The organism is Eubacterium sp. 1001713B170207_170306_E7, assembly GCF_015547515.1.
In the GTDB taxonomy this organism is placed as follows: Bacteria; Bacillota; Clostridia; order Eubacteriales; family Eubacteriaceae; genus Eubacterium.
In genome coordinates this window covers 357,319-373,730 of record NZ_JADMVE010000004.1, presented here as the reverse complement: position 1 = coordinate 373,730, position 16,412 = coordinate 357,319, and the positions used below count along the sequence as shown (strand labels likewise).

Here is a 16,412-nt window from a genome sequence, read left to right as displayed (position 1 = left end):
ACCTGTGGAATACTTTAATGAGCTGAATGCCTGGTTTGAGTGGCTCACAGAACACAAGCTCAGCCAGGGGGCCAGAAACCTGTGGCAGTACCTGCTGTACCGGTGCAGCCGCTGCGCCTATCTTGCCGCAAACGGCGACTGGCTCTGGCGTGTACAGTTTTTCGTGCGGCCCGAGAAACTGGAGCAGGTCATGGACAACACCTACCGCAACATTGCCCGCCACCGCAAGGAGCTGGAGGACGCGGGCCTTATCCGTTATCAGAAAGCGGTGAAGGGAAAATCCCAGGGCCTTTATACGCTCATTCCCTTTGCGGACAACGTCGCGCCCGCTGTCCGCACCACGGTTTCAGGGCAGCCTCTCGAGGTCTATGTGATTGTCAACAGGATTGTGGATAACGGCTGTGGATAATGTGGATAACTGTGGATAAATTTGACTGCCGGACAGCACAGACACCTAAAAGGCTGAAAAGACCAAAATTGGTGCGGACAGGGGGTCACAGATGTCCACCATAAATACTTTATTAACAATACCTATATTATTCTTTTATAAATCAGGAGGCCAAATTAATGATAGATATTGAAGATGTGAGTGCAAACGAGAAAGATGAACAGTATGACCTGATCAACAGCCTGGTAAGACGTGGGCAGCTGGGCGATTCCGAAGCCCAGACACAGCTGCTTATCGCCTACACCCCTCTGATCAAAAGCATGGTTAAGCGTTACGTCTACGATTGGGCGTGTTATGAGGACGCCATGCAGGAGGGCTGCCTGGTGCTTCTGACCGCGCTCAGGTGTTACGAGCCCCAAAAAGGCGTGTACTTTTCCGCCTATATCAAACGCCAGCTCTTTTACCATTTTGTCCAGAAGCCCAAGGAGGCCGAAAGGCATTCAGAGAAGAAAGCTCTGAGTCTGGACAGCGATCCCGGCGGCGAAGTCCCTGCGCTGAAGGAACAGCTTGCCGCGCCCGGAAGCAGCGTGGAGGAGGTGATCGGGAACCGGGAGGCCGATGCTCTGCGGGCCCGCCGGAGTGAAAGCCTGGAGCCGCTGGTGGAATGTCTGGCACCCCGGCAGCGCAGGGCCATCCGGGCACATTACCTTGAGGGCCGCCGGGTCACGGATCTGGCAGCCCAGTGGGGGATGAGCGAGAATGCTGTGAGCCAGCTGCTTCACCGGGGACTGCGGCGTCTGTCCTGCCTCATGAAAAAAGTTTAAAAAGAAACCGTAAGATTTTATGGTGCCTGCCATTATACAACCATGAGCCGCAGCAAGCGGTAATAAAACAAAGGAGGCCAGAAAAAATGGCAGTTAAGAAAGTGATTCGTGCGGTGGATATGAAAACAATCCTGAACTTCGGTGAAGAGGGTGGAAGAATTGTGAAAAAGACAAAAACCTACGGTGATCTGAGAACAGACGTCACCGATGAAGCCTTTGTGACAACGGCTGAAGCCATCGCCAAGATGCAGGAGCCGATCATGGAGAAAAAGGAAAAAATTGTATCCGAAGAACTGATGAGAACAGGCGAATAAGGAGGAAATAGAAAATGGCAGAAAAGACAAGTAAAGAATTGATTGTAACCTATGAACGCGCAGACGGCAAGAATTTTAATCTCACCATTCCAGACCTGCGGGAGGACATTACCGACGCCGAGATCAACACCGGGGTCAAAGCGATTTTGACACAGGACATCTTCGCACCAGAGGGCTTTGGCCTGTCGGCAGTGGCTGGTGCCAGGAAGGTAGAGACCAAAACCACGGATATACCCATCGAGGAAGCGTAAATTAAAAGAGAGCGGGAGACCGCTCTTTTTTTAATACCAGAAATCAGGCTTTTTTGTTTTTTGTCCCGGCCAACTCGTTTACCAGGGTCGCGCCAAGTATGAGCACAGCCCCTCCTGCCTGCACCGGAGTCACGGGCTCGGCGAGGAAAAGGCTTGACAGTAAAATAGCTGAGATGGGGTCGATGTAGCTGAAGGTGGCAATGGTGCGGTTATCCAGCCGGGGCAGTGAGGCAAAGTACAGAAGATAGCTAAAGCCAGTGTGCACCACACCCACCAGAATCAGCAGCAGAACCGCGGTAGGACCAGCCCCGGCAAGGTGGATGCCGTCCGTCAGCAGGACATAGGGCAGAAGCGCCAGAGCGGCGATAAACAGCTGGGTAAAGGCGCTTTCAAAATCCGAGATATCTTTTAAAAATTTGTTGGTCAGGACAATGGCCGCGTAAAAGACAGCGCCGCCAAAGCCATAGGCAATGCCGATGAGGTTCAGGCGGTCCAGGGTGCCGCCCGCGCCGGATATGCAGACCATACCGGCCATGGCCGCAAAGATGCAGAGCACATTGGTGTGGGTCAGGGGCTCCCTAAAGATCACGGGTGTCAGCAGCATGACGAAGACGGGCGCGCAGTAATAGCTGACAGTGGCATTGGCGATGCTGGTGTACTTATAGGCCTGAAAAAGCAGGATCCAGTTAAAACCGAGCATGACGCCAAGCGGGAGCAGAACCTTCAGATTGCTTCGGATACGTTTGAGAGAGAGTCCCTTTTTAAGAATGAAGCTGGACACAAAAAGAAAGGCGCTGCCGATGAGCCCCCGGGCCAGGGCGATCTGGCTTGAGGTGAAGGGCAGGGTGCGGACAAAGAGGCCGATGCTCCCAAAAATAAGCATGGCCAGGGCAAAGAGCAGCTTTTGTTTGTTCATGGGGTCTCCTTTGGTATCGGGCAGGAAAGTAAGGGATCGTTCAGACCATTGTATCGGCGGTCTGCGCTTTTGTCAATCCCAAACCGTAAGAAACGGCTTTTTATGCCACTATACAGACGTAGTGAATCATAGAAGGAGGTTTACAGAATGCAGAAATTTTACAGGCGGATTTTGATCTTTATGGGGCTGGTGGTGTGTCTGGTCATCGGTGCCGCTGTGCTCCAGTCGTGCAGCCAAGGGCGGGAAGCAGCTGTGAAAAGCCCTGAGCCAACAGCCCATGAGCAGGTTGGTTCGCCGGAGGAAACCCTGCCGGAGACCGGGGAGGCCCAGAGCTCTGAGACCCAAAAGAAGGAGCCGGAGGACGGGCCTTCCCCGGTTGAGCCAGAGCCCGAGGCGCCGGAAGAACCAATGGTTTCGGAGCACTTCGGGCTTTGGGAGTACGCCTGCGACTGCGCGGGCTATTGCTCCGGTTTTCCGGTGATGCCTGATCCCGGGCTCACCGAACGGGTGGAGGCCCTGCGCTGTGCCTGCGGGCAGCCTGTGATCCTGACCTCAGGCGTGCGCTGCGCGCAGAGGAATGAGGAGGTCGGCGGCGTTTCCTGGTCCTTTCACAAACGGGGCCGTGCTGCGGACCTTTACTGCCCCGGGGTGGCAGTGGGGGATCTGGCCGCTATGGCCAAGGCGGTGGGGCTTAATGTCCTGCCCTATTACAGCAGCGGCTACGTGCATGTAGAGCTGACAGAATAAAAAAAGCTGCGGACGCAAAATACTGCGTCCGCAGCTTTTTTTTATGATTTCTGTTATAATAGGCATAACGATTACAGGGTAAGGGGGAACAGGATGAAGGGGTTTGAGTTTTTAGATGAAAAGTATACGCGCTACATGCTGGAGTGCTTTTCCAACGCCACAGGACTTTATTTAAAAGGGATCGACCCTGAGGGCGAGACCTTTCTGTCGCTTGAGAATCTGCAGGAGTGTGAATTCTGCGAGTACGTCCGGTCCTGTAACGGCGAAGCCTGCACAGCCTCCTACCGCCAGGCCTGTCAGGAGGCGGCCAAGTGGAAGGAGCCTTATTTTTTCAGGTGCCATGCGGGTCTGGTCATGTGGGCGGTTCCCATCCTGGTGGAGGACTGCAGCGTGGGCTGCCTGATCTGCGGCCAGGTGCTGCTGTGGGAGATCGACGAGTTTTTTATTGAGGAGCTGGAGGAGATGAACCAGGACATTGAAAATTTTGGACTTTTGTGTGAAAAGGCCAAAAAGCTCAAGGTGCTGTCGCCCCATAAAAGCCAGTCTGTGGCGGACATGCTCCAGGCCATACTCAATTACCTGTCCAAGGCCAGCGCCGGGGGCTATGACGAGCGCCTGAAAACAGAAGCCTGGCGCAGGGTGATCCTGAACCATATGGATGAGCGGAAGAACCAATTTCTGGAGGACCCCTTTGAGTATGACCGCCATCTCAAAAAAGAGAAAATGCTTTTGCAGGCCATCCGCACCGGGCAGCGGGACAAGGTGATGAAGGGGCTGCCCGGCTTTCTGACCGATACCTATGTGCTGGCGGGCTACAGCCTGGACCGGGTCAAGGTAAGGGTGCTGGAATTTATGTCGCTGGTATCCCGGGCGATTGTGGAGGCGGGGCTGGACAGCCACATCGCGGTGATGCAGAGTGAAAAGCTCTTTATGGAGGCGGGCGCTATCCGTGAGGTTGAGCTGCTCTTTGACAGGATTACTGCCATGGTGGGCGAGTTTATGGAGGACATTTTTATTTTGAGCGAGACCTCCCACCTCAGCGTGCTGAAGGCTGTGCGGGAGTATATCGGCGCCCATTACAGGGAGGTGCTGAGGATTGAGGAGATTGCCGCCGAGGTGGGCCTCAGCGACTCCTACCTCAGCCATCTGTTCCGTGAGACCTTTAATTACACGGTGAACGACTATATTACGCGCGTGCGTGTGGAAAATTCGGTGCGGCTCATGGAAAAACGGGAGCTCACCCTGAAGGAGATCGCCGTGCACTGCGGTTTCCAGTCGCCGGGCTATTTTTCAAAGGTGTTTAAAAAATATCTGGGCGTCACGCCGAAAGAATACCGGAACCGCTTTATCGAGTAGGCAAACCGAAAAAAAGAGGAGAATATGAAATGGACTATTACAAAGCGATTAACAAAGCCATAGAGGAGGGCGAAACCCGGGATGTGGTGACGCTGACCCGGGAGGCGGTGGCACAGCTGTATCCGCCGGAAAAAATACTGAACAACGGGCTGATTCAGGGCATTGAGCTGGTGGCTGAAAAATTCCGCGAGGCGGAGCTGCTGGTGCCGGAGGTTATCCTCTCCACCCGGGCGGTGCAGGCCGGGCTCAAGACCATCAAGCCCTATCTGGAGGCGGATGTGAAGAACCGTCAGGTCAAGGTTATGATCGGCACGGTGTCGGGCGATCTGCACGACATTGGCAAAAATATCATCAAGATTGTGGTGTCCACCCTGGGTGTGGAGATCATCGATCTGGGGATTGACGTGTCGGCTGAGAAATTTGTGCAGGGTGTGCAGAAGGAGCAGCCCCAGATTCTCATGATGTCCGCGCTGCTCACCACCACCATCAACCAGATGCAGACCGTGATCCAACGTCTGGAAGAAGAAAATTTACGAAAAAACCGGATCATCTTTGTGGGAGGCGCGCCTGTGACAGAGGCTTTTGCGGCGGATATCGGAGCGGATTACTACACACCGGATTCCTCTGAGCTCAAGGAGGTGTTGGAAAAGATACTGAAAAAGCTGAGAACAGCCTGAAATTTTCCCTTAAAAAACAAGCAAATCTAAAAAATAGCAGGATTGAGCTATAAATAGCAGGATTATGCAAAAATTAGCGTCCAGGAATGGTGATATTATAATACCAACAAAACAAACAATTTACGAAAAGGGAGGGAAACAGTCGTTGATCATTGTTGGAGAAAAAATTAACACCAGCCTGAAGGGGGTTACCGAATTTGTGCGGGAGCGCAACGCGGAGGCCATTCAGGAGCTTGCGGCTTCGCAGGCAGAACTGGGGGCGGACTATATTGACGTGAACTGCGGTACGCTGGTCGATGAGGAGGTAGAGGCCCTGCCGTGGCTCGTCGAGACAGTCCAGCAGGTCGTTAAGCTGCCCTGCTGTATTGACAGCCCGGATCCGGCGGCGCTGAAAGCGGCGCTGGCACTGCACCAGGGGGTACCGATGATTAATTCCATTACTGCCGAGGCGGGAAGGTATCAGGAAATGATCGGTCTGGTAAAGGAATATCAGGCCAAGATCGTGGCGCTGCTCATTGACGACGCCAACGGTATCAGTCCTGAGGCAGAGGTGCGGATCGGCATTGGCTGCCGGCTCATCGAGCAGCTGGAAAAGGACGGGGTCCCCGTCGGCGACATTTATATTGATCCGCTGATCCAGCCGGTAAGCACCGGCGCGGATATGGGCAACGTGGCCCTGCGGACCATCCGGGCGCTGAGAGAGTCTTATCCGGAGGTACATTTTATGTGCGGCCTCAGCAACATTTCCTTTGGCATACCGGAAAGGGGACTGCTCAACCGCACCTATCTGGCCATGTGTATGGCGGAGGGGCTGGACGGCGCGGTGCTTGATCCGAAAAACGCCAAAATGATGAGCATGATCACAGCCGGAGAGGCGCTGCTGAACCGGGATAAGGGATGCCGGAAGTATTTAAAGGCCCATCGGAAGGGCTTGCTTGTATAAAAAATAAGGGATAATAAGGGAGAAAAAACATGGAAAACTATATTGAAAAAATCAGAGAACTGGTACTTGAAGGGGAAGATGAAGAGATTGTTGAAATGATTGACGCGGCTGTGGACGCGGGCGTGTCACCTAAGGAAATTGTGTCGGATGCGCTCATCGAGGGCATGAACCAGGTAGGGCCGCTGATGGCAAGCGGCGAGCTCTATGTGCCGGAGGTTCTGCTCTGCGCCGAAACCATGCAGCTGGGCTTAAAGCACCTGAAGCCACAGCTGCAGGCAGGAGATGTGTCTACTCTGGGTAAAATTGTCATCGGAACCGTCGAGGGAGACCTGCACGACATCGGCAAGGATCTGGTGGCCATGATGCTTGAAAGCTCTGGCTTTGAGGTGGTGAATATCGGAATCGACCAGGCGGCGGAAAACTTCCTGGAGGCCGGAAAGGACGCGGATATCATCGCCATCTCTGCACTGCTGACCACCACCATGCCGGCCATGCGCGAAACGGTCCGGCTGCTCAAGCAAAGCGCCGGCAGCGCCAGAGTGATCGTAGGCGGCGCGCCGGTCAGCGATGAGTTTGCCCATGAAATCGGCGCGGACGGCTACGCCGAGGACGCAGGGGCCGCTGTGGTTTTCTGTAAAGAATTATTGAGTGCATAGGGGGTAAGAATATGCGACCGGAATTACGTTATCTGAACGACAAGGATCTGGAATACGTTCATAATCTGGCACTGGAGCTTCTGGAGGACATGGGCATTGAGCTCTGCGCCAGGGAGGCGAGAGACTATTTTGAACAGGCCGGCGCCACCGTTGAGGGCGAGATTGTCAAAATCCCGAGAAAAATTATTGAGGATGCACTGAAAACCGTGCCCAAACGGGACACCTTTACCCTTTACGGCAGAGACCCGAAGAACGACGTCAAGGTCAATGAAGCCCTGCCCTCACTGGCGGCCATGACCATGGCTACCTCGGTCATCGACCCATACACGAGGACAAAGCGTTCGGCCACGGATCAGGATCTGACGAACCTGACTAAAATCCTCGAGGTCATGGACAATGTCTCCATTGCCAGTGGCCTGATTACGCCGCAGGATGTGCCTCTGGAGAGCTCGGACTGGTATACCTGGGCGGGTACCATCAAAAATACCACCAAGCATATTACCGGCGGGGCCGTCGGCAAGGAGGGTGTGCGCGACGCTGTTGAGATGGCGCAGCTGGCCCTGGGCGATGACGTGGCCTTTGAGGACCGTCCCTTTATCTCCTTCTGGGTCCTGACCTCACCTCCGATGAAGCTGGATGAAAATCCGCTGAATGTTCTCATGGAAGCCAGCCGGTTAAACGCGCCGTCGGTCATTAGCTCCGGTGGGATTCTGGGCATCTCCTCACCCATCACGATTGAGAGTGCCGTTATCCACACCCACGCGGAAACCCTGGCGGGTATCGCCCTGACTCAGCTGGTGCGCCCGGGCGTTTCTGTGCTCTACTCCAGCTATGTCCGCAGCATGGACATGCAGACCATGAGCGTGTCGATGTCCTCGCCGGAAACCGCCATCATGAAGAGTATCATGGCTGAGCTGGGCCGCTATCTGGACCTGCCGACCAAGATGCCCACCAACCTGCGTGACGCCAAGCTGCTTGACGCCCAGGCCGGCTTTGAAACCGGCATGGTCGGCACTGTCGGTGCACTGACAACAGACTTCCTGGTATCCATGCAGCTGGATATTGACCTGGTGGTCGACTACGCGGACCTGCCCTACTCCAACGAATGCATGTCCCAGCTCAGACGCCTGGTGCGCGGCCTGGACTTCAGCGACAAGCGCATCGCCTTGGACAATATCCGTAAAACCGGTCACGGCGGCAGCTACCTGAACGCCAAGCACACCGCCAAGAATTTCAGAAAAGAGCTGTGGACCGGCGATCTGACCGAGCGCGGCAACTGGAAGTCCTGGCAGAAGGATGGCGGAAAAGATATGCTTGAAAAATGTGCCGAGCGTGCTGTAGAGCTGCTGGAACAGGTCAAGGATACCACATTACTGGATGCGGAGGTATGCGCGAAGATCGACGCCATCGCGGACGGCGCGCTGGAAAAAGCGAAAGCCATCAAACGATGAGGTGGCAGGATGAAAAGTAAACGCAACCTTGGCTTTATCGCCATGGCCGTGGTCATCATTATCTACGGCGTGTCCTACATCGCGCGGGATGTCATTGTCAAATACATGCATCCCACCGTGATCGTGGCCTTTCAGTTCACCATCATGACAGTGCTGTTTACGCTGTATAACCTGTTTAAGAAGATGAATATGCACATCGAGAAAAAGGATATCTTCATGGTCATTCTCTCTGGTCTCGTGGGCTGTACCTTCTTCCATGTCTTTACAGTCATGAGCGTCAAGTACATCGGCGCAACGGTCTCCTCGCTGCTCTTTGGTTTTGCGGCGGTGTTCTCGCTGATGATTGATTTTGTTTTCTTTAAGCGCAGGAAGACAAAGCTGAGTATCCTGGCGGTGGTGGTATCGCTGGTGGGCGTGTATGTCCTGATGGGCATCAACCCCAGCGACCTGGCTGAAACCAACTTTATGGGCTATGCTATCTGCCTGCTGAGCATTATCTCCTGGGTGGTTTACTGCTTTATCGCCGATAAGGTGTCCGACAAGTATGAGAAAACCGTTGTCCTGAACTATCAGGCTGTGGTGGGCGCGGTGACAACGCTGCCGTTCCTGTTCCTGTATCCGGTGGCCCTGGGCGATCTGGTAAAAGGGGACGTCCTCATCAACCTGGTAATCCTCGGCGTATTCAACTCGACCTTTGCCTATTTCCTGAACATCTACGCCATCAAAAACATTGGCGTTACCTTTTCCAATCTGTTTATGAATTTCCTGCCCATTGTGACGATCGTGGTCGGCGTGATCCTTTACGGCACCATGCCCACCTTTAACCAAGTTATCGGCGGTGTGATCATCATCGCTTCAGTTCTGATCCTCAATAAGGACCAGAAAAATCTGGATCACGATGCAGGTAAAATGGTTGTCGAGACAGACCTGAAGGAAGTGGATGTCGAATAAAAAATTAAGCCTGAGACACACTGGAAATTTCAGTGTGTCTTTTTTCTTGCAGATAAATTCCAAGCTTTTGTCAAAAATATAAAAAACATGATATAATAAGAAAATAAACCTTTTGCCAGGAGAGGAGACAAGATGAATCGTGAAGAAACATTGGTGAGCCGGAAAGAGCAGGGGCCAGATGCCGAGCTGCATCCGGCGCTTAAGCTGCGGCTGGCCAGAGAGCGGATTTTCTTTGGTCCGGGTCCGGCAGAGCTGCTTACGCAGATCAGACAGACGGATTCGGTTCGGATGGCCTGTGAGCAGATGGGCATCTCCTACAGCAAGGGCTGGAAAATGATCAACACCATCGAAGAGGAGCTTGGTTATCAGGTTACAAAGCGCCAACAGGGTGGAAGAAACGGCGGAAGCGCCAGCCTGACACCGGAGGGGGAAACGCTTCTGGCAAAATATCAGGAGCTTGAGCGTCGGAGCCAGGAGGCGGTCGGACGTATATTTGATGAGCTTTTCGGCCCCCTGGATTTATAATATCATTGATTTAAGTGAGGAAACTTTGTGACAACGGAAGAAAAAAGAGAAATTATCGCCTTTGCGGATGAGATACTCAGGCGTTATTTTTGTGAGTGTGATGTCGAATTTTTGATCTCCACCTTTGCGCCCAACATCGTATGGCTGGGCGGCGGCGAGTTACAGAAGGCGGAGGGCGCCGAGGCTGTGGCCGCCTGCTTCAGGGAGGGCCAGGAAGACTTGCTGCCCTGTGTCATGAGCGAAGAGGAGTATGTGGTGGAGCAGCTGTCAGAGGACTGTTATATCTGTGAGGGGATCAGCCGGATCGAGACCGCGGAGGGCTCAGAGGCCAGCCTGCGGGAGCAGCAGCGCTGTACCTTTGTGTTTAAGCGCATAGATGGGGAGCTGAAATGTGCGCATATCCACAATTCCATCCCGTTTTCGGCCATCGAGGACGATGAGCTGTTCCCGGTCAAGGCCGCCAGAGAGGCCTACGAAAACCTGCAGGAGCTGCTGCAGGAAAAGAACCAGCAGATTGAGCTCATGATGTCCCAACTGCCAGGCGGCATGGCGATCTGCCATATGGACGAGGGCTACAGTGCTAAATGGATCAGCGACGGGCTCTGCCAGCTCTATGGCTACAGCGGCCCGGAAAGCCTGGCCAGAGCTTACGGCGGCCTGACCCTGGCGATGGTGCTGCCTGAGGACCATGACCGAGTGGCGCGTGAGATTAAGGCCTGTCTGGACCGAAATGAATCCTATTCGGTAGAGTACCGGATCCGGCAGGCTGACGGCTCTGTGGTCTGGGTGCTGGATATCGGAAAATGTGTTGTCGACCGTGACGGCGAGGTGGTGATTTACTGCCTGGTGACCGATATCACACACCAGCGCAATCAGGATCTGCTGATCCAGCAGGCCAGTATCGAGAATAAACGCCAGGCTGATTTCCTGACCCAGCTGTACAACACAGTGCCCTGCGGCATCATCCAGTTTACAACCAGTCCTGAGCATAAAATCATTAACGCGAACCGCCGGGCCTGGGAGATTTACGGCTACGGTGAGCAGGAATACTGGCATTCGGTAGAGGATCCCTTTCCCTTTGTACTGGAGGAAGAGCAGGATAAGTTCAGACAGATTGTCGAGGATATTTCACAAAACGGCGGCAGGATCTCCTACGAGCGGGAGGGACGGCGTAAAAACGGTGAGCAGTGCTTTGTGAGTGTGTCCATGGAGCGGCTGAACAACAGCGATGGCGATGAGGTTATTCAGGCAGTTTTCAATGATATCACCGAAACGCGCATGCTGCAGCGTGAGCGTGAGCAGGAGCAGCTCATCGAGAACCAGTCTCTGCGGGCAGCTATCTGTACCGCCTATCCGCTCATCATCAGCATTAATCTGACCCAGAACAGCTACGAGTGTTTTATCCAGGAAAAAAACGTGGTTCATTTCGAGGAGACAGGCAGCTTTGACGATCTGATCGCTGTGACCGGAAAAAGAGTCGATTCCGGCTACTATGAGGATTTTAACAGAATGCTTTCCAGAGAGGCCATGAGCGCGCATTTTGACAAGGGAAACCGTGAGGCTTATATGGAGTTGCAGATGCTGGGGGACGACGGCGATTACCATTGGATATCGCTGCATGTTATCCGGGTTGACAATCCCTACAGCACCGACATGCTGGTCATTGGCCTCATGAAGGTGCTGGATGAGCAGCGGGCTGAAAAGGCAAGACAGGAAAAACTGCTGAGGGATGCCCTGGCTTCCGCCGAGGCAGCCAACAAGGCTAAATCGGAGTTTCTATCCCGCATGAGCCATGATATCCGCACCCCTATGAACGCCATCATCGGTATGAGCACCATCGGCCAGCTTAAGATCAATACACCCAACCGTGTGCGGGACTGCTTTGAGAAAATTGACTCCTCCTCGCGTTACCTTTTGACATTGATCAACGATATACTGGACATGTCCAAGATTGAGAGCGGAAAGATTATTCTGGCCAAGCGCAAGTTTGATTTCGCCGAGTTTATCAATGAGATCAACACCATCATTTACCCGCAGACCAGAGAGCGCGGGATTGATTTTGTGATTCACCACCACGAGCCCATGGAGCGTTTTTACATCGGCGACGAGCTGCGGCTGAACCAGATCATGATGAACCTGCTTTCCAACGCGGTGAAATTTACAGCGCGCGGCGGCCGTATCACAGTGGACATCGGGGAGCAGAAGCGTGAAAACGGGCTGGCTTACCTGGGGCTCAGCGTCAGTGATACTGGCGTTGGGATGTCTGAGGAATTTATGAAGAAGATTTACCAGCCCTTTGAGCAGGAGAACCCCGGAACTGCCCGCAATAAAATCGGCACCGGCCTGGGGCTGTCCATTGTCTATAACATTGTGCAGATTATGGGCGGTACCATTGCGGTTAGCAGCGAAAAGGACTGCGGCACCACCTTTGAGCTGAGCGTGCCTCTGGAGCCGGTCTATGACAACGAGGAAGAAAAACGCCGCCGCATGTCCGAGGACGCCCTGAAGGATATCCGGGTGCTGGTGGTGGACGACGACGCCATGATCGGCGAGCAGACAGCGGCCATCATGTCGAACATTGGCATCTCGCCGGTCTGGGTCGATTCGGGCGCTCGCGCCATCGAGGAGATACGAAAGACGATGGAGGCCGGTGGACAGTATGACGTGGCTATGATCGACTGGCTGATGCCGGATATGGACGGCATCGAGACGACCCGCCAGATTCGGAAGCTGGTGGGGCCGGATACGACCATTATCATCATCTCCGCCTATGACTGGAGTGATATTGAGGAGGAGGCCCGCCAGGCGGGCGTCAACAGCTTTATCTCCAAGCCCTTGTTCCAGTCGGTGATTTACGACACCTTTATGCACCTCAACATTGAACCTAACGAGCACAAGGAACGCCGTCAGGCGGACAGCCTGGATGGGCTTCAGGTGCTTTTGGTGGAGGATAATGAGCTGAATCTCGAGATTGCAAAAACCCTGATGGAAATGCAAGGCGTGTATGTGGAGACGGCTGAAAACGGCCAGGAGGCTGTTGAGCGATTTGCGGTCCGGCCCCTTGGTTTCTACAACGCTGTTTTAATGGATATCCGGATGCCGGTGATGGACGGGCTTGCCGCCACAAAAGCCATCCGGGAAATGGACCGCAGCGATGCCAGAGCTGTGCCGATCATCGCCATGACGGCCAATGCCTTTGAGGAAGACCGACGCCAGGCCTTGAGTGCGGGCATGGACGGTTATCTGGTCAAACCCATTGACATCAATAAGCTTTTTGAGGAGCTCAAAAAGCTCTCATAAAAAAACGGAAGGTCTGGAGTCTCATTCCAGCCTTCCGTTTTTAATTTTATATAGGAAATTAAACCTTCCATTTTTTATGATTGATTCCTAGAATCGTGCATTTGCTATCCGCAGAAATTCCTCTGCCATATCTTCTGGGCTTTCCTTGGCGCCACTCTCTAACCAATGAATGACCATGTTATAAAATGCTCCAGAATAATAGTATAATTCATATTTGGAAATTGAGCTTACGGGCATATCGCCATAAATATCAACTACAAAGTCATTGATAATTGTAAGCAAATTTTGAGGTGTTTGTGCGTGGTGAAAAGTTAACACAATATTTGCATGTTCTTTGAAAAATCGAAATTTAAAATACATTAGATTTTTATCCCGAAAATTTTCGTCAGGCGAGGGATTTTCTTGATTGTATCTTTCATTTATCTGTGCAATGCCATAATCAACAATATCTTCGATAGAAGAAAAGTTGCGATAAAAGGATGACCTTGCAACGCCAGATTTTTTGATTAAGGATGTTACGGTAATGCAAGACCATTTTTCGTGCTGTGCTAAATCTATCAACGCCTCTAATAAATTATCTTTTACCTTTTGATTTGCAATTTTTCTTTTATCCATAGGACATTTCTCCTTGTTTTGTTTCAGGTTAGGTGATTGACTAAGTCATTAAAAATGATACAATTAGTATCAGATACATTATGTATCATATCAAAAATTAATCTGTATGTCAATTCGGACTTCGTACATACAGAAACTTGCATAAAGCAGGAGAATAGAGGAAAAAATGAACAATCCGTTTATTCGTAGAGATATTGATTTTTATTCTAATGGAACAAGGTGTAGTGCGTGGCTCTATCTGCCCAATGTGGATAAAAAATGTCCCGTTATTGTTATGGCGCATGGTTTAGGTGGGGTACGAGAAATGCGGTTGGACGCGTATGCGGAAAAATTCGCTACTGCTGGATATGCCTGCTTTCTATTCGATTATCGAAATTTTGGCGCAAGTGATGGGAACGAAAGACAGAAAATTAATGTGAAAGATCAACTTATGGATTGGAACTCTGCCATAGATTTCATCAAAAAAGATGATAGGGTTGATGGTGGTAAAACACTTTTGTTTGGAAGTTCTTTCAGCGGAGGGCATGTCATTACACTCTCATCCAAACGAATGGATATTATTGCGTCTATCGCTCAGTGTCCATATACAAATACCTTGGCTACAATGAGAACTGCTTCTCCATTATCGGTCATAAAGGCATTGCCTTGCGTCATAGTTGACTATTTGTCATGTGTTACAGGTTATCATCCAGTTATGATTAAATTAGCTGATAAGCGGGGGAAATTGGCTTTTATGGCTGTTTCTGATTACAAAGAATTTTTTCTGCAAATTCCTCAAAATTCAAATTTTGTAAACAAAACACCGGCAAGGACATTTATAGAATTTCTCAAATATTCACCTAGCAGATATACAAAAAATATTGAATCACCAATCTATTATGCAGTTTGCAAAAAAGATACTCTGGCTCCAGCAAAGGCAACGCTAAAGTGTGCAAAACTTTCAAAGAAAGCAACGATTAAAGAATACAATTGCGGGCATTTTGGTATTTATATAGGCGAATTTTTTGATAAAGCAATCATAGATTATATTAGATTTTTTGATAAAATTGTGAAATAATTTTTGGATACATGAATGACAGGTGATACTATGGGAAAGTTTTAATAGCTTCGTTTACAGATAATGAAAAAATGGTTTTTCAACAAACCGCAGAATGGTTATCAAAAAAGTTAGCCTATGTTCCTGTTAAAATGACAGAATAATAAAAGAGAAGCTATAATCATTTGCTTCTCTTTTATGCTGCTTTAATATCAATAAAACTCTGCTATACACGCATTTTACTGGTATATTACATTTCTATTTTTAGTTTTCTTTTAAAAGGAAAAGGGCGTTTTCTTCAAAAGCGGCTGCCGGTTCGGAGAACGACAGCTGTTCCAGAATATCGTCTGTGATGCGCTCGGCAGAGTGGCCGTAGTACATTTTACGCAGGGCGCTCTTCATGGCGTATTGCTTGACCTCGTTGTCCTTTAAGGCTTCAATGGCAACAAGAAGCTCGGTGGTGGTGTGGGTGATGATGGCAGCGCCGCATTTCTTAAACCACTCGGCGTTTTCGCCCTCCTGGCCCGGTACCGGGTTGTGCAGGATCAGCGGCATGCGGGTCGCTACGGCTTCGCTCAGGGTGATGCCGCCGGGCTTGGTCATCATGAAATCACCGCAGTAGTAAAGCTCGTGAATGTCGGAGACAAAGCCAAAAATCTGTGTATTTTTGAAGGAGGCTGCGGACAGCTCCTTATAGAGCGATTTGTTTTTGCCGCAGACCACAATGGTCTGCAGGTTATGCAGGCTGTCAGCCTTTTCGCAGATGGTTTTCAGGTTTTTGACCACGCCGTAGGTGCCGGCGCAGATGATCAGAGTCCGTTTGTCCGGGTCCAGGTGGTACTTTTCCTGGAGATGGTGCCGGTCGTAATGGCCGTAAAAGGCTTCCCGGATGGGGATACCGGTTTTTAAGATGTGTTCCTCCGGGATACCGTAGTCCACCAGATGGTTTTCCACATTCTGGCAGGCCACGTAATAGCGGTCTGTGTGCTCGTGCTGCCAGGCAGCCGGAATACAGAAGTCCGTGACCACTGTATAAACCGGAATGTCCGGATAGTGGGCCTTCTTCAGAATGGAGGACACTGTGTAGGGATAGGTGTTGACAATGCAGTCGGGCTGGATTTCAGCCACCATATCCAGCAGTGTTTTTTCGGTCAGCGTCCAGAGCCTGTATATAAATTTGCTGTGAGCATCCTTTTCCATATCGTAGTACATTTTTTTATAAAAGCTGCTGCCGATATTATAGGAAAGGAGATAGGATTTTTCGATAATGGTATTGACGACCCCGTTGGTTTCATTGAACAGATCACGAACAACAGCAGTGTAGCCTTTCTGCTCAAAGGCGTCCTTCAGGGCTGCGGACACCATTTTGTGGCCTGATCCGTGGGAACAGGTCAGGATTAAAACTTTTTTGCTGCGATTCATCTGATTCCGCCTCCTTCTTCATAGTCTTACGTTTCGGTTA

At 51.3% G+C, this 16,412-nt stretch carries 17 protein-coding genes; 14 read left to right on the top strand and 3 right to left on the bottom strand.

Annotated features, from left to right (window positions below):
• Positions 1–4 precede the first annotated feature (4 nt).
• The 4 genes from I2B62_RS12370 (at position 5) to I2B62_RS12355 (ending at position 1,777) form a co-directional block, all read left to right on the top strand.
• Positions 5–409 carry a hypothetical protein gene (locus I2B62_RS12370; protein WP_195269376.1) on the top strand — a complete coding sequence of 135 codons (405 nt, stop codon included), beginning with the start codon at positions 5–7 and terminating at the stop codon, positions 407–409.
• Between the two features lie 158 nt (positions 410–567).
• Positions 568–1,212, top strand: a complete 645-nt coding sequence (locus I2B62_RS12365; RefSeq protein ID WP_195269375.1) for a sigma-70 family RNA polymerase sigma factor — start codon at positions 568–570, stop codon at positions 1,210–1,212.
• Positions 1,213–1,298: 86 nt separating this feature from the next.
• Positions 1,299–1,526: a hypothetical protein gene (locus tag I2B62_RS12360; RefSeq protein ID WP_195269374.1), complete on the top strand. Its 228-nt coding sequence runs from the start codon at positions 1,299–1,301 to the stop codon at positions 1,524–1,526.
• Between the two features lie 14 nt (positions 1,527–1,540).
• On the top strand, positions 1,541–1,777 hold the full coding sequence (locus tag I2B62_RS12355; RefSeq protein ID WP_195269373.1) for a DUF2922 domain-containing protein: 237 nt from the start codon (positions 1,541–1,543) through the stop codon (positions 1,775–1,777).
• Between the two features lie 43 nt (positions 1,778–1,820).
• Here the strand turns inward: I2B62_RS12355 and I2B62_RS12350 are convergent, their stop codons facing one another.
• Complete coding sequence (locus I2B62_RS12350) at positions 1,821–2,693, bottom strand: DMT family transporter (RefSeq protein ID WP_195269372.1); 873 nt, start codon at positions 2,691–2,693, stop codon at positions 1,821–1,823.
• A 147-nt stretch (positions 2,694–2,840) separates the two neighbouring features.
• Between I2B62_RS12350 and I2B62_RS12345 the strand changes: the two genes are divergently transcribed.
• From I2B62_RS12345 to I2B62_RS12305, 9 genes are all read left to right on the top strand, one after another.
• Entirely contained in the window at positions 2,841–3,440 is a 600-nt protein-coding gene (locus I2B62_RS12345; RefSeq protein ID WP_195269371.1) for a D-Ala-D-Ala carboxypeptidase family metallohydrolase, read from the top strand.
• A 93-nt stretch (positions 3,441–3,533) separates the two neighbouring features.
• Positions 3,534–4,796 (top strand): PocR ligand-binding domain-containing protein, encoded by a 1,263-nt coding sequence (locus tag I2B62_RS12340; RefSeq protein WP_195269370.1) that lies wholly within the window; start codon positions 3,534–3,536, stop codon positions 4,794–4,796.
• A 29-nt stretch (positions 4,797–4,825) separates the two neighbouring features.
• Positions 4,826–5,473 carry a cobalamin-dependent protein gene (locus tag I2B62_RS12335; RefSeq protein WP_195269369.1) on the top strand — a complete coding sequence of 216 codons (648 nt, stop codon included), beginning with the start codon at positions 4,826–4,828 and terminating at the stop codon, positions 5,471–5,473.
• 145 nt (positions 5,474–5,618) lie between these two features.
• Entirely contained in the window at positions 5,619–6,416 is a 798-nt protein-coding gene (locus I2B62_RS12330; protein WP_195269368.1) for a dihydropteroate synthase, read from the top strand.
• Positions 6,417–6,445: 29 nt separating this feature from the next.
• Positions 6,446–7,072 (top strand): corrinoid protein, encoded by a 627-nt coding sequence (locus tag I2B62_RS12325; protein ID WP_195269367.1) that lies wholly within the window; start codon positions 6,446–6,448, stop codon positions 7,070–7,072.
• Positions 7,073–7,083: 11 nt separating this feature from the next.
• Complete coding sequence (locus I2B62_RS12320; RefSeq protein ID WP_195269366.1) at positions 7,084–8,523, top strand: trimethylamine methyltransferase family protein; 1,440 nt, start codon at positions 7,084–7,086, stop codon at positions 8,521–8,523.
• A gap of 9 nt (positions 8,524–8,532) precedes the next feature.
• Complete coding sequence (locus I2B62_RS12315; protein WP_195269365.1) at positions 8,533–9,474, top strand: DMT family transporter; 942 nt, start codon at positions 8,533–8,535, stop codon at positions 9,472–9,474.
• A gap of 132 nt (positions 9,475–9,606) precedes the next feature.
• Entirely contained in the window at positions 9,607–9,999 is a 393-nt protein-coding gene (locus I2B62_RS12310) for a LysR family transcriptional regulator (RefSeq protein WP_195269364.1), read from the top strand.
• Between the two features lie 27 nt (positions 10,000–10,026).
• Positions 10,027–13,299 carry a response regulator gene (locus tag I2B62_RS12305; protein WP_195269363.1) on the top strand — a complete coding sequence of 1,091 codons (3,273 nt, stop codon included), beginning with the start codon at positions 10,027–10,029 and terminating at the stop codon, positions 13,297–13,299.
• A gap of 87 nt (positions 13,300–13,386) precedes the next feature.
• Here I2B62_RS12305 and I2B62_RS12300 read toward each other — a convergent pair whose 3' ends face one another.
• On the bottom strand, positions 13,387–13,914 hold the full coding sequence (locus I2B62_RS12300) for a TetR/AcrR family transcriptional regulator (RefSeq protein ID WP_195269362.1): 528 nt from the start codon (positions 13,912–13,914) through the stop codon (positions 13,387–13,389).
• Positions 13,915–14,080: 166 nt separating this feature from the next.
• Here I2B62_RS12300 and I2B62_RS12295 point away from each other — a divergent pair, with 166 nt between their 5' ends.
• Positions 14,081–14,971, top strand: a complete 891-nt coding sequence (locus I2B62_RS12295) for an alpha/beta hydrolase (RefSeq protein WP_195269361.1) — start codon at positions 14,081–14,083, stop codon at positions 14,969–14,971.
• A gap of 243 nt (positions 14,972–15,214) precedes the next feature.
• On the opposite strand, the gene I2B62_RS12290 is transcribed toward I2B62_RS12295, so the two are convergent.
• Positions 15,215–16,372 (bottom strand): glycosyltransferase, encoded by a 1,158-nt coding sequence (locus I2B62_RS12290; protein ID WP_195269360.1) that lies wholly within the window; start codon positions 16,370–16,372, stop codon positions 15,215–15,217.
• Between the last annotated feature and the right edge of the window lie 40 nt (positions 16,373–16,412).